The sequence below is a fragment of the Allobosea sp. CRIB-10 genome, from assembly GCF_900112185.1.
In the GTDB taxonomy this organism is placed as follows: Bacteria; Pseudomonadota; Alphaproteobacteria; order Rhizobiales; family Beijerinckiaceae; genus Allobosea.
This window is the reverse complement of sequence record NZ_FOKP01000002.1, coordinates 245254-258329: the sequence shown is the minus strand read 5'-3', so window position 1 is coordinate 258329 and position 13076 is coordinate 245254. Positions and strand designations below refer to the sequence as shown.

Here is a 13076-nt window from a genome sequence, read left to right as displayed (position 1 = left end):
GCTACGACCATGCGCTTCTTCTCCGCCGCCGAGATCGACGGCCTGCTCACCTTCCCCGTGCTGACCGACGCGCTCGCCGACGCCTTCCGCGGCGACATCGTCACGCCGGTGCGCCATCACCACGAGATCGAGCGGCCCGATGCCGCCGCGACCCTCCTGCTGATGCCGGCCTGGACCGCGCCGGAAGAAAAGCCCGCCTTCCTCGGCACCAAGGTCGTCACCGTGTTCCCCGGCAACGCCACAGCCAGCCTGCCGAGCGTGATGGGCAGCTATCTGCTGATGGACGGAGCGAGCGGCGCGCCGCTGGCGGCACTGGATTGCGCGCGCCTGACGCTGTGGCGCACCGCGGCAGCGTCCGCACTCGCCACGCGCATGCTGGAGCGCCCGGATTGCAAGCGGATGCTGATGGTCGGCGCCGGTGCGCTCTCCACCTTCCTGGTCAAGGCGCATCGCAGTGTCCGCAATTTCGAGGACATCGCGATCTGGGCGCGCCGCCCGGAGGCAGCGGCCGAGGTGGTCGCCGAATTGGCGCGCGACGGCATCGAAGCGCGCGTCGCCGAGAACCTCGAAGCCGAGGCGCGCCAGGCCGATCTGATCTCTTGCGCCACGCTGTCGCGCGAGCCGCTGATCCATGGCCGTTGGCTGAAGCGCACCGCTCATCTCGACCTGGTCGGGGCCTTCAACCTGTCGATGCGCGAGGCCGATGACGAGGCGCTGCAGCGCGCCCATGTCTTCGTCGATACGCAGGCGGCGCTGCATGAGGGCGGCGACGTCGCCGTCGCGATCAAGGCGGGCGCCTATACCGCGGAGCAGGTCTCGGGAACACTGGCCGGCCTCTGCCGCGGTGAATATGATCCCGCGGTCGAGCGCGATGACGTGACCCTGTTCAAATCGGTCGGCACCGCGCTCGAGGATCTCGCCGCCGCCATGCTGGTCTGGAAGCTCGCGAACTGAGGCTGGCGAGCGCCGCAGCCGTCATCGCGAGGAGCGTCGGCGACGAAGCAATCCAAGGAGCGGCAGCGCTCTACGATCTGGATTTCTTCGCTTTGCTCGCAATGACGGTGAGGGCTCAGACCCTGACGGCCGGGCCGCCGAGCGCTCCGAGCAGCCACAGCACGATCACGATGACCAGCACGAGGCCGACCACGCCGCCGAGGCCGGCGCCGCCATAGCTGCGATGGCCGTAATACCCGCCGCCACCGAGCAGGATGATGAGCAGGATGATGATGAGGAGGGTGGACATGGCTCGCGCCCCTTCTTCCGTCCGCCCGCGTTCTCGCCGATCGGCGGGCGGGCTTTTGGAGAACGTCGGGCGCGAACGGTAGGTTCCCGAAAGGTCACTCTGCCTTGATGCCCACCTCGCGGATCAGGCTGACCCATTTCGTCTGCTCGGCGCGAACGAAGGCTGCGAGCTCCGCCGGGGTGTTGCCGACCGGCTGGGCCGCGAGCTGGTCCATCTTGCCGCGCACCACGGGGTCGGCGATCGCGGCCTTGGTCTCGGCCTGGAGCCGGTCGATGATCGCCTGCGGCGTCTTCGCCGGGGCGAACAAAGCGAACCAGGAAGAGACGTCGAAGCCCGGCACGAGATCGTTGATCGGGGCGAATTCGGAGGCGGTCGGGGACCGCTGCGCCGTGGTGACGCCGAAGCCGCGCACCGTGCCGGCACGGACCTGGGGCAATGCGGCGGTGATGTTGTCGAACATCAGGTCGACGCGCCCGCCGATCAGGTCCTGCATCGCCTGCGCCGAGCCGCGATAGGGCACATGCACCATCTTGATCCCGGTCAGCTTCTGGAAGAGCTCGCCGGCGAGGTGAATCGAGGTGCCGACGCCGGAGGAGGCATAGGTCAGCTTGCCCGGATTGGCCTTGCCATAAGCGATCAGCTCGGCGGTGTCCTTGACCTTGAGAGTCGGGCTGACGACGAGCAGGTTCGGCACCAGCGCGACCATGGTGATCGGGGTGAAGTCGGTGAGCGGGTCGTAGTTGACCTTGGCATAGAGCGCCGGATTGGCGACGAGGCCGACCGAGACGATCAGCAGCGTGTCGCCGTTCGGCTCGGCGCGCGCCACCGCCTCGACGCCGATATTGCCGCCGGCGCCGGCGCGGTTCTCGACCACGAAGGTTGCGCCGAGCGCTTGGCCGACCTTGTCGGCGACGAGGCGGCCGAGGATGTCGGTGGCGCCGCCGGGCGTGAACGGCACCACCAGCTTCGGCGTGCGCCCCTGCGGCCAGGCGCCCTGTGCATGGCCGGCCGCGGGCAAGGCGAGCGAGGCGCCGAGGCCGCCGAGCAGCGTGCGGCGGTCGAGAGAAAAGCGGCTCATCGTCGGTCATCCCCTCCAGAAGCGTTGGCCGGAGGGCTTGCCGCCCGTTCTTCGGCTGCGCAGACGCTGCCGGCTCCCGCACGCCCTGTCCAGCCCATTGATCGGGCAGCGGCTTGACCGCGAGGCGAGCGGCCTGCGATTCTCCCCGCCATGCCGCTGCTTCGCCGCTTCACCCCGCTGATTCTCCTGCCGTTGCTGGTCGCCACCGGCGCTGCGCACGCTCAGTCCACCGCAGAAGCGGAGGCCAAGGCCCGTGCCGCCAACATCGCCGCCTATCCCGATGCGGCGCGTGCCCTGTTCGGCCAGAAGACCACGCCTGCGGCCATGAAGGCGCGCGCCATCGGCTCCTATGCCCGCGGTTGCCTTGCCGGTGCGACGGCGCTGCCCGTCGATGGCGAGAACTGGCAGGTCATGCGCGTTGCCCGCAACCGCAACTGGGGCCATCCCGAGCTGATCTCCTTCCTCGAGCAGTTCGCTCGCGAGGTGCCGAAAATCACCGGCTGGTCCGGCCTGCTGGTCGGCGACATCTCGCAGGTGCGCGGGGGACCGATGCTGACCGGGCATGCCTCGCACCAAATTGGTCTCGACGCCGACATCTGGCTGACGCCGATGCCGAGGAAGCGCCTCGACAGTGACGACCGCGAGAACATGGCGGCGACCAACATGGCCCGCTCCGACTGGCGCGACGTCAACCCGAAGAACTGGACGCCGGCCCATACCCGCCTGATCAGGGCGGCGGCCAGCGAGCCGCGCGTCGAGCGCATCTTCGTCAATCCGGCGCTCAAGGTCGCGCTTTGCCGCGAGGCCGGCTCGGATAGGAGCTGGCTCAGCAAGGTTAGGCCGATGTGGGGGCACAACTACCATTTCCACATCAGGATGAGCTGCCCGCCCGGCATGGAGGGCTGCCAGGGCCAGGAGCCGCCTAATTTCGGCGATGGCTGCGGCGCGGAGCTCGATGGCTGGGTCGAGAAACAGTATCAGGCGATCTTCAACCCGCCCAAGCCGAAGCCCGGCCCGAAGCCGAAACCGAAGCCGCCGATGTCTCTCGACGCACTTCCGGCCGAGTGCCGGCAGGTGCTGGTGTCGCGGTGAAGGGACTCGTCATGCTCGGGCTTGACCCGAGCATCTCAGGCCGGAGAGGGCTCCTGATGGCGCTTCCTCGTCACGAGATTCTCGGGTCTGCGTTCCACTCGCCCGAGAATGACGCGTGCTACCGTCGCAACGATCCAGTCTGCTGCCCCTGCGGCCGGTAGGCGAACGGGTCGTTGCGCGGATTGATCGGCGGCTCGCTATCGGCCGATTGGGCTTCGTCGATGATGCCGTTGCCCTCGTCGTCGCCGACGATCAGCTCTTCGGTCGGCGGCACCGAGCCCGGCAGTTGCAGCGGCCCGCGCATCTCGCTCGGCGCCGGCTGCGGCTGGTAGCGTGGGCTCGCCTGCGGCGCCTCTTCGAGATAGCGCCGCTGGCCGTCGAGCCCGCTTTGGCCGGAGCGATGGGCGACGGAGTAGCCGCTGTCGACCGCGCCCGGCGGGCGCAGGCCGCCGCTCGGCTGGCGCAGCAGGCCGCCCGAGGCGCCCGCCACCATCGGCGGCGGCAGGCCTTGGCGCGTCGACGGCTCATGCTGCTGCAGCGCCATGCTGTTCGGCCGCGCCGGATCGGGCGGCGGCAGGTTGTAGTTGGGCTCGTACTTGATCACCGGCTTGCAAATGCGCCGGCCCTTTGAATGGCGCGCCAGGTCGATGTGGAAATGGTCGTAGTGGAAGGCATCGGCACCGGGACCGAGCACCGTCGAGAAATGCTCGCAGGCGCCGACAAAGATTTCGCGCAGGAACGCTTGTTCCTCCGGCGCGCCGCGCCAGCCATCCTTGACGGTGACGACGCGGTTGTCGTTCAGCCGGAAGGAAAACACGTCGACGGCATTGCCGAAGGCGTGCTCGGAGGTGCGGCTCGTGCCGGTGCCGTTGTTCATGGCGCGGCAGGAATAGGAGCCGGCGCGGATCTCGATCACCTGCGCGCCGAGCACGTTCATCGCCGCCGGTTGCACCACGTCGGTGAACCACTTGTCGGTGGTCGCGACGATCGGGCAGGCGAGCGTCGCATTGCTGGTCAGGGCGACGCTGCCATTGGCGAAGGCGGCGACGCGCAGCGGTTTCTCCATGCCGCAGGTGCCCGGCCCGTCGATCGCCTTCTCGCGCAGGCTGACATAGGCCGAGAGCTGCACCTGGCGCGAGGCCATGCACTGGGCTTCGGCCTGGTCACGCCAGGCGGCGCGCTGCGGCTTCTGGAACTTGCCGCAGCCGGCAATGCCGACGCCAATGACGCCGAGCGCGATGAGGGCGAGGTGAACGCGACGCATGACCAATCAAATGCGAGGCGTTGGGTGAACGGTTTGTTGACCGGCTGCGTCCCGGAAGCCACGGGCGGATTAACTTTGCCGACGGCGTTAAGCGGTGGTTAAAGCACCATGGCGGGCGTTAATGGACTGCCGCCGTCGCCTGGCCGAAAACGACCTTGTTCATCATGCGCCCTGGCATCAGCGTGAAGGCGCCGGCCACGGCGAGCCCGGCGAAGAGCCAGAGCATCGCGGCGCGATGGCCGGCGATGTTGCCGCGTCGGCGCATGATGATGGCACGGGGCAGGGTCACGATCGTCAGGACGCTCAGCAGGTGTATCGCGCTGTAGTGCCCGTTGCTGGTGATGAAGGCCGAGCTGATCGCCGTCACCATCATCGCGACCACGAAGATCCAGCCGATGAGGCGGTGGCGTGGCGTGCCCCTGCGCAGGACAAGCACGGTGAGGCCCGCCGCCAGCGAGATCAGCGCCGCCAGGGCATGGAGCTGCATGACGGCCGGCGCGGCGAGCAACGGGGCGAGCGTCATCGCGATGTCCTCGCGGGGGTGACAACGAGGCCGAGCTTAGCGTCGAGATGCGAATCCTGCGTAAGCCGGTTGGCGTTTGCGCAAGCTCGGCCTGGTTGCGCCGCTGAGGGGGCCACTCCAAGTTACGCCGCAACGCCATGCTCTTCGCCGCTGGCGCCCCGCCATCCGAGGATACCCCCTAGATGTCCGATCTCTCTGCCTTTCCAATCACGCAGCGCTGGCCGGCCCAGCATCCCGACCGCCTGCAGCTCTATTCCTTGCCGACGCCCAACGGCGTGAAGGTCTCGATCATGCTGGAGGAGACCGGCATTCCCTACGAGCCGCACACCATCGACATCGGCAAGAACGAGAGCTGGACGCCGGAATTCCTCTCGCTCAACCCGAACGGCAAGATCCCCTCGATCCTCGATCCCAACGGCCCGGGCGGCAAGCCGTTCGCACTGTTCGAATCCGGCGCGATCCTGGTCTATCTGGCCGACAAGGCCGGCAAGTTCCTGCCCACCGATCCGGCCCGCCGCTATGAGACCCTGCAATGGGTCTTCTTCCAGATGGCGGCGATCGGCCCGATGTTCGGCCAGCTCGGCTTCTTCCACAAGTTCGCCGGCCGCGAATATGAGGACAAGCGCCCGCGCGACCGCTACGCCAATGAGAGCAAGCGCCTGCTCGGCGTGCTCGAGACCAGGCTCGCCGGCCGCGACTGGATCATGGGCGACGAATACACCATCGCCGACATCGCCTGCCTCGGCTGGGTCCGCAACCTCGTCGGCTTCTATGGCGCTGGCGAGCTGGTCGAGTACGACAAGCTGAAGCTGGTGCCGAAATGGCTGGAGCGCGGCCTCGCGCGTCCGGCCGTGCAGCGCGGGCTTGAGATCCCGAAGCGGCCGGGTTGAGGAGCGCTACCTCGTCATTGCGAGGAGCGTAGCGACGAAGCAATCCAAGGGTAGCAGAGCTCTACGTTCCTCTGGATTGCTTCGCTGCGCTCGCAATGACGACCGCGAGCCGTCAGTACTTGATCACGCCGAAGCGCCGGAACGCATCATGGATGCGGTCGGCATAGGCGTTGAAGCTCGGATAGTCGCCGAGATGGGCCGGGCGCGGCCGCGGCAATTCGATCCTGATCTCGTCGACGACCCGGCCCGGCGTCGGCGACATCACCAGAACCCGGTCGGAGAGGCCGATCGCCTCCTCGATCGAGTGGGTGATGAAGACGACCGTCTTGGCCGTCTCCAGCCATAGCATTTCGAGATCGTGCCGGATCTGCGTGCGGGTGATCGCGTCTAGCGCGCCGAAGGGCTCGTCCATCATCAGCACCGAGGGATTGTGGATCAGCGCGCGGGCGATCGAGACGCGCTGGCGCATACCGCCGGAGAGCTGCTTGGGATAGCGGTCGGCGGCATGGCTGATGCCGAGCTTGGCGAAGAGCTCGAGCGCCCGCTCCTTGGCCGGCGCCAGCGGCAGGCCGCGGATCTCGGCCTGCAGCATCACGTTCTCCAGCGCGGTCCGGAATTCCAGCAGCAGGTGGTCCTGGAAGACGATTCCGATATCGGTCAGCGGCTCGGTCAGCGGTTTGCCGTTGACCAGAAGCTCGCCGCCGCTGGTCGGGATCAGCCCGGCCGCCATCAGCATGAACGTGCTCTTGCCGCAGCCAGACGGGCCGATCAGGCTGACGAACTCGCCGCTCCTGATGTCGAGCGTCAGACCGTCGACGGCCGTGAAGCCGCCGAAGCTCTTGACGATGCCGCGCCCCTCGATCGAGGCGGCGGCGCCGGCGGCCGTCGCGCTCACGAGCAGGCCGGTGCCGAGGCCGGCAGCAGCTCGGTCGTGTAGTAGTCGCTGATCGGCTTGTCCTTGGGCAGGCCGAGATATTGCGTCAGCAGGTCGAAGCTCACGCTCCAGTTCTTCTCAGGTACCTTGCCTAGCGCGGCGGCGCCGGGTGCGCAGAGCAGCTTGTTGACGACGTCGAACTGCGCCAGCACCTGCGCCTTCTTCACCGAGGGGAATTGCGCGACGACCGCGTCGGCGGCGGCGTCCGGGTTCTTGCGGGCAGCGTCCCAGCCCTGCAGGCTCGCCTCGATGAACTTCCTGTAGAGTTCGGCATCGGCCTTGATCTTGTCGTCGCGGGCGATGATCGAGAGCCCCACGGTCGGCACGCCGACATCGCGATAGAAGATGTCGCGGACCTTGAAGCCGCGCTCGCGGATCTGGACCGAGTGGAAGTCTGCGCCACCGAGGATCGCGTCGACCTTCTTCTCCAGCAGCGCGCCGACGAAGGCGCCGGGATCGATGTTGATGACGTCGACCTTGCCCTTGTCGATGCCGTTGCTGGCGAGGATCGCGTCGAGCAGCGTCGTCTGGGCCGTGCCGGGCTGGACCGCGAGCTTCTTGCCGACGAGGTCCTTGGGCGAGGCGATGCCGCTGTCCTCCAGCGCGATGATGGCGAAGCCATTGGTCTGCAGCACCGGGGCGACGATCTTCACCGGCGCCCCCTTGGTCCGCAATTGCATCGCGGCCGGCGCATCGGCGAAGCCGACATCGGTCTGCCCCGTGGCGACCATCTGCGCGGTCGTGCCCGAGCCCTTGCCCTCCTCGATCGTCAGGTTGATGCCGGCCTTCTCGTAGAGGCCCATCTGCTTGGCCATCATGAAGCCGGCATTGGGCGCGGCGGCGAGGAAGTTCAGCGTGATCTTCATCGGCTTGCCGCCAGCCTGGGCGAGCGCGCCACTCGTACCGAGCGCCAGTATCGCGGCTGCGGTGAGCAATGTCCTTCTCAGCATGGTCGTTCTCCCTGTTGTTCCGGTTTGCCCGGATTGACGGTCGCGTCTTTGGTCTTCAGCCCTTGCGCTGCCAGGGCATCAGCAGCATTTCGAGCCAGTCGACGAGATAGCTGAACAGGATGCCGACGGCCGACAGCGCCACCAGGCAGGCGAAGATCAGCGGCATGTCGAGGAAGCTCGTGCCGCGCAGCAGGAGATAGCCGAGGCCGGCATTGGCGCCGACGAATTCGCCGACGATCGCGCCCGTCGCGGCGAACACGGCCGAGACCTTGAGGCCGGAGAAGATATAGGTCAGCGCCGCCGGCACCCGGACATAGCGGAAGGTCTGCCAGGCCGAGGCGCCCATCGAGCGGGTCAGATAGAGCACGCGCTCGTCCAGCGCGCGGAAACCCGTCATGCTCGCGACCAGCGTCGGGAAGAAGCAGAGCAGAAAGGTCAGCAGCACCTTCGGGAACAGGCCGAAGCCGAACCAGACGACGAAGAGCGGCGCGATCGCGATCTTCGGCACGAGCTGGAAGAAGACGATCACCGGATAGATCGCCTTCTCCAGCAGCTTCACCGAGACGATGACGTAGCCGAGCGGGATCGAGATCACCGCCGCCATCAGGAAGCCGAGCACGATCTCGTTCGCCGTCACCAGCGTGTGCTTGAAGATGTCGGCGCGATCGATCCAGAGCCGCTCGAAGAAGGCGCTCGGCACCGGCAGGATATATTCGGGGATGCCGGCCATCGGCACCAGCAGCTGCCAGGCGACGAGCAGCACGGCAAAGCTCGCCAGCGGCCAGGCGATCGCCGAGGCCCAGGCGGCGGCCTTGCCCGGAGCCTGTGGCGTGGTCGCGGTGGTGGCGGTGTCGCTGCTCATGTCGATGTCTCTATCGGCAGCCGGCTTAGAGCCGCCTCGCTCGAAACGGTGGGGAGGGTGCCGATCTGCCTCCGCCTGAGCGGCCAGATCGCCGCCATGTCCCGCGCGGCTGTGGCGAGCGCCGTCGCGATCTCGCCCCGGCGCGCCTCGTGCATGCGTGGCAATGGCCCGGCGACGCTGAGTGTGCCAGCGATGGGGGCGCTTGCATCAGGTCCGGCGCGGAAGGTCGTGGCCATGGCGACGGTGCCGATCTCGCCCTCCTCGACCGAGAGCGCATAGCCGCGGCTGCGGGTCTCGTTGAGATGCCGGCGAAGGGTGTCGACATCGCCGAGTACGTTCGGGCCGGTGCGCCCTTCGCTTTCGAAGCCGCGGGCGCAGACGATGCGCAGCGCCTCCTGCTCCGGCAGCGAGGCGAGCCAGGCCTTGCCGGTCGCGGTGGCGTGCAGGACGACGCCCATCCCCATTGGAGGCTCGTAGCGCAGGCCGGCGGTCGCGCCCTGGGCGCGGGCGATCCAGGTCAGGCTCTCGCCCTCGGCCACGGCGAGGCGGCAGTATTCGCGGGTGGCGCGGGCGAGGGCGTCGAGCACGATCTGGCCGGCATCGGGCAGACCACGCAGGTCGAGATTGCGGAAGGCGAGCTGCGACAGCTTCAGCGTCAGCCCATAGGCGCCCGATTGCGGGTCCTGCGTGACGAAGCCGCGCCCGGTGAGGCTTGCAAGCAGCCGGTGGGTGGCGCTGACCGGCAGGTCGAGCCGCTCTGCGAGCACGGTGAGATCGGCGCCATCGGCCTCGCCGGCCAGCGCCTCCAGCAGTTTGAATGCACGCTCGACCGCCGCGATCGTCACCCGTTCCCGCCCTTGTCGTGTTTATAATTGGAAATTATTTCCAATTTAGATTTCATTTCCGTATAGAGAGGGGGCGAGGTCGAGTCAACGCGACCCGCAGCGTGAGCCCGGTGGAGGGGACGATGAGCCTGGCGGGTGAGGGGGCGGTCGCGATCTGGCACGACATCGCGCCGGAAGGCAGGGCGGAGTTCTATGCCTGGCATGGCGAGGAGCACATGCCGGAGCGGGTCGGCATTCCCGGCTTCCTGCGTGGGCGCCGCTATGTCGCGATCGATGCCGACCGCGAATTCTTCAACCTGTACGAGGCGCAGAGCCTCGAGGTGCTGAAGGGGCAGGACTATGCCGCCAGGGTCAATGCGCCGACGCCCTGGACGTTCTCGGCCGTCAAGCATTTTCGCTCGGTGGCGCGGGCGATCTGCCGCGTCGCCCACACCAGCGGGCCGGCCCAGGGCGGGTTGATCGCGACTTTGCGCTACGAGGTGCCCGACAACATCGCCTCGGCCCACAGGGCGGCGCTGCTGCGCGGGCTGGTGCCGGACCTGCTGGCGACGCGTGGCGTCGCCGGGGTTCATTTGCTCACCGCGGATGCGCAGGCAAGCGGCCTCGCCACTGCCGAGCAGGCGGCACGCGGCGTCGCCAATGCCGTGCCGCGCTGGGTGCTGCTGGTCGAAGGGTGGGGCGACGAGGCCGAGTTCGTCGCCTTGGCCAAGGCGGAGCTCGACGCCGAAGAGCTCAAGGCTCTTGGCGGCGAGGGGCCGTTCTCGCTCGGCCTCTACCGCCATCAGATCACCCGGACCAAGACCGCCTGGAGCGCCGGCTGATGGGCGCGCGCTATGATCTCTCCGGCCGGCGTGCGGTCGTCACTGGCGGCGCAGGCGGCCTAGGCCGCGGCATCGCCCGGGCGCTGATCGAGGCCGGCGCTGGCGTCGAGCTCTGGGACCAGGATGCGATCGGCCTGGCGCAGGCGGTGAGCGAGCTTGGCCGCCGGGCGAGCCAGCGCCAGCTCGACATCCGCGACGTCAATGCGGTCGAGGCCGCCGCCGATGCCGCGATCTCCGCCCATGGGCGCATCGACATCCTGATCAACAATGCCGGCGTGCTCGGCGAAGTCAGGCCGATCTGGGAGACGACGCCGGAGAATTTCCAGCGCGTGCTGCAGGTCAACCTGTTCGGCGCCTATCTGGTCACGCGCGCCGTCGTCGGCCGGATGCTGCGCCAGGAACCGCGGCGCTCGCCGGACGGCCATTCCCTGCGGGGCCATGTCGTCAACATCGCCTCGATCCAGGGCAAGGAGGGCATGGCCATGGCCGCCGCCTATTCCGCCTCGAAGGCGGGACTGATCGCGCTGACCAAGAGCGTCGCCAAGGAGACGGCGAAGGACGGCATCATCGTCACCGCGGTGACGCCTGCTGCCGCGGAGACCGCCATGGCCAGGGAGATTTCGGCCGAGCGGCGCGCCGACATCCTGTCGCGCATTCCGATGGGGCGTTTCGTCGAGGTGGAGGAGGTGGCACGGCTGGTGCTCTGGCTCTCCAGCGACGACTGCTCCTTCTCCACCGGCGGCATATTCGACCTTTCGGGTGGCCGCGCGACCTACTGAGCCGCGCGATCCGCGACGCGCCAGCTGCATATCAAGCCTGCAAGGTCTCGTTCCCGGCTTCCTTCCGGCGCCGGGCTTGTGCCAGCATGGCGCAACGGTGGTCCGGCCGCGTAAATTCCAGGAACAGTTTCATGCTTTCGGTTCGCGATATCGCTCGCCGCGTCGCCAATGGCGAGGTTTCCGCCCAGGCTGCTCTCGCCGACAGCGAGCGCCGAATCGATGAGCGCGACGGCGACCTACGGGCTTTCGCCGCCCGGCCCGAGAGCCTGTCGGTTGGCGAAGGGCCGTTGTCCGGCATAGCCGTCGGCGTCAAGGACATCATCGACACCGCCGACCTGCCGACAGGCATGGGCTCTTCGATCTATGACGGCCATCAGCCCAAGGCCGATGCACCGATCGTGATGGCGCTGAAGGCGGCCGGCGCGACCGTCGCCGGCAAGACCCAGACCACCGCCTTCGCCTTTCTCGACCCGGCTCCCACCCGCAATCCGCACGATCCTTCGGCCAGTCCCGGCGGCTCTTCGGCCGGTTCGGCCGCGGCTGTGGCGGCCAGTCTCGTCCCGCTCGCCATCGGCACCCAGACCGGCGGCTCGGTGATCCGTCCGGCCGCCTATTGCGGCGTGGCGGCGATCAAGCCGTCCTACGGGCTGCTGCCGAGCGTCGGGGTGAAGCCCTTTTCCTGGTCGCTCGATACGCTCGGCCTGATGGCGGCCAGCGCCGGCGATCTCGGCTTCGCCCTGGCGGCGCTGACCGGCCGGCCCGATCTCGATGCGCCGGAGGCGTCATTGGACGGGCTGAGGCTCGGCCTCTGCCGGCAGGAGTTCACCGACAGGCCCGAGCCGTCCTGTGAGGGCGCCTTGCAGCGCATCGCCGACTTCGCCCGCAAGGGCGGTGCGACCGTCCTCGACATTGCGACACCGACAGAGCTCGCAGCCACCTTCCATGCCCATGGCCCGCTCCAGAACTGGGAGGCGACGCAGGCGCTCGCCTGGGAATACGCCACGCACCGGGAAGACCTGCCGCCGAAGCTGCGCGCTTATCTCGACGAAGCCCGAGCCACCACGCCTGAAGAATATGACGCGGCGCGCGCCGCCGCTCGACGCGGCCGGCATGCGGCCGAGCGTTGGTTCGGCGAGGTCGATTTGGTCCTGACCTATGCTGCACCGGGCGAAGCGCCCGAGACCCTCGCCTCGACCGGCGATTCCAAGTTCAACCGGCTCTGGACCCTGCTCGGCACGCCCTGCCTGACCGTGCCATTGATGCGCGGCCCGCGCGGCCTGCCGGTCTCCTTCCAGCTCGTCGGCCGCTTCGGCGATGATGCCCGTGTCGTCGCCGTGGCGCGCGCGCTCGAGCGCCTGATCCTGCTGCCGGCATGACGATTTCTCGGCGAGATCTGGGCGCTCGTTCCGCATGGGACAATATTGCGCTGCAACAACTTCGGCGCGATTGTGACCGCAAGGATTTATGCTGCACTTGGAAATACTAAAAGCTTCCGAAAGGAAGGTCTTATTCGGGACTATCCACAAAGCAGTTCAATGTTTTAACCACTGATTAAGAACGCTTCTCTGCTGCGGCGCCGGCTGCGGCGCTGCAGCCACTTGCGGCGGCCGTGGTTTCTGCTAGCTTCCATGTCAGGTCAATGACACAGGAGGGTTCACATGAACCTCGCGCTAAGTCTCGACCGGTTGGCCATGGGTGCGGCATTTGCGCTGGTTCTGGCGATCGTGATCGGAGCGTTCTGACGGGGAAGTCAGTCTCAAGTCGAAAGACCACAAGCCAATTGGGAAGCGTCGCG

At 67.7% G+C, this 13076-nt stretch carries 14 protein-coding genes; 6 read left to right on the top strand and 8 right to left on the bottom strand.

What is annotated here, in order from left to right; all coding sequences use genetic code 11:
- The first annotated feature begins 9 nt into the window (after positions 1 to 9).
- Complete coding sequence (locus tag BMZ69_RS04035) at positions 10 to 954, top strand: bifunctional Delta(1)-pyrroline-2-carboxylate/Delta(1)-piperideine-2-carboxylate reductase (protein ID WP_092155109.1); 945 nt, start codon at positions 10 to 12, stop codon at positions 952 to 954.
- Positions 955 to 1069: 115 nt separating this feature from the next.
- On the opposite strand, the gene BMZ69_RS04030 is transcribed toward BMZ69_RS04035, so the two are convergent.
- A complete protein-coding gene (locus tag BMZ69_RS04030) occupies positions 1070 to 1243 on the bottom strand; it encodes a DUF3309 family protein (RefSeq protein ID WP_092155107.1) in 174 nt (57 codons plus the stop codon).
- A 94-nt stretch (positions 1244 to 1337) separates the two neighbouring features.
- Positions 1338 to 2321, bottom strand: coding sequence for a Bug family tripartite tricarboxylate transporter substrate binding protein (locus BMZ69_RS04025; protein WP_092155105.1), 984 nt, complete (start codon positions 2319 to 2321; stop codon positions 1338 to 1340).
- 150 nt (positions 2322 to 2471) lie between these two features.
- Between BMZ69_RS04025 and mepA the strand changes: the two genes are divergently transcribed.
- Positions 2472 to 3413, top strand: coding sequence for a penicillin-insensitive murein endopeptidase (gene mepA, locus BMZ69_RS04020; protein ID WP_092155103.1), 942 nt, complete (start codon positions 2472 to 2474; stop codon positions 3411 to 3413).
- Between the two features lie 118 nt (positions 3414 to 3531).
- Here the strand turns inward: mepA and BMZ69_RS04015 are convergent, their stop codons facing one another.
- Both BMZ69_RS04015 and BMZ69_RS04010 read right to left on the bottom strand, forming a co-directional pair.
- Positions 3532 to 4677 (bottom strand): extensin-like domain-containing protein, encoded by a 1146-nt coding sequence (locus BMZ69_RS04015; RefSeq protein WP_092155101.1) that lies wholly within the window; start codon positions 4675 to 4677, stop codon positions 3532 to 3534.
- A 118-nt stretch (positions 4678 to 4795) separates the two neighbouring features.
- A complete protein-coding gene (locus BMZ69_RS04010; protein WP_092155098.1) occupies positions 4796 to 5200 on the bottom strand; it encodes a DUF2306 domain-containing protein in 405 nt (134 codons plus the stop codon).
- A gap of 182 nt (positions 5201 to 5382) precedes the next feature.
- On the opposite strand from BMZ69_RS04010, the gene BMZ69_RS04005 reads away from it, so the two are divergent.
- Positions 5383 to 6090 (top strand): glutathione S-transferase N-terminal domain-containing protein, encoded by a 708-nt coding sequence (locus BMZ69_RS04005; protein WP_092155096.1) that lies wholly within the window; start codon positions 5383 to 5385, stop codon positions 6088 to 6090.
- A 112-nt stretch (positions 6091 to 6202) separates the two neighbouring features.
- On the opposite strand, the gene BMZ69_RS04000 is transcribed toward BMZ69_RS04005, so the two are convergent.
- The 4 genes from BMZ69_RS04000 to BMZ69_RS03985 are packed head-to-tail and all read right to left on the bottom strand — an operon-like array spanning position 6203 to position 9681.
- Positions 6203 to 6985, bottom strand: coding sequence for an ABC transporter ATP-binding protein (locus tag BMZ69_RS04000; RefSeq protein ID WP_244543198.1), 783 nt, complete (start codon positions 6983 to 6985; stop codon positions 6203 to 6205).
- Complete coding sequence (locus BMZ69_RS03995) at positions 6982 to 7974, bottom strand: ABC transporter substrate-binding protein (RefSeq protein ID WP_092155092.1); 993 nt, start codon at positions 7972 to 7974, stop codon at positions 6982 to 6984. Before BMZ69_RS03995 ends, BMZ69_RS04000 begins: the two co-directional genes overlap by 4 nt.
- A 55-nt stretch (positions 7975 to 8029) precedes the next feature.
- Positions 8030 to 8836: an ABC transporter permease gene (locus BMZ69_RS03990; protein ID WP_092155090.1), complete on the bottom strand. Its 807-nt coding sequence runs from the start codon at positions 8834 to 8836 to the stop codon at positions 8030 to 8032.
- The gene (locus BMZ69_RS03985) at positions 8833 to 9681 is read right to left on the bottom strand and encodes an IclR family transcriptional regulator (RefSeq protein WP_092155087.1); all 849 of its coding nucleotides are present in this window, start codon (positions 9679 to 9681) and stop codon (positions 8833 to 8835) included. Before BMZ69_RS03985 ends, BMZ69_RS03990 begins: the two co-directional genes overlap by 4 nt.
- Positions 9682 to 9803: 122 nt before the next feature.
- Here BMZ69_RS03985 and BMZ69_RS03980 point away from each other — a divergent pair, with 122 nt between their 5' ends.
- From BMZ69_RS03980 to BMZ69_RS03970, 3 genes are all read left to right on the top strand, one after another.
- Positions 9804 to 10502: a hypothetical protein gene (locus BMZ69_RS03980; RefSeq protein ID WP_092155085.1), complete on the top strand. Its 699-nt coding sequence runs from the start codon at positions 9804 to 9806 to the stop codon at positions 10500 to 10502.
- Positions 10502 to 11281 (top strand): SDR family NAD(P)-dependent oxidoreductase, encoded by a 780-nt coding sequence (locus tag BMZ69_RS03975; protein WP_092155083.1) that lies wholly within the window; start codon positions 10502 to 10504, stop codon positions 11279 to 11281. The genes BMZ69_RS03980 and BMZ69_RS03975 overlap by 1 nt, the downstream gene beginning before the upstream one ends.
- A 131-nt stretch (positions 11282 to 11412) precedes the next feature.
- Positions 11413 to 12657: an amidase gene (locus BMZ69_RS03970; protein WP_092155081.1), complete on the top strand. Its 1245-nt coding sequence runs from the start codon at positions 11413 to 11415 to the stop codon at positions 12655 to 12657.
- The last annotated feature ends 419 nt before the right edge of the window (positions 12658 to 13076 follow it).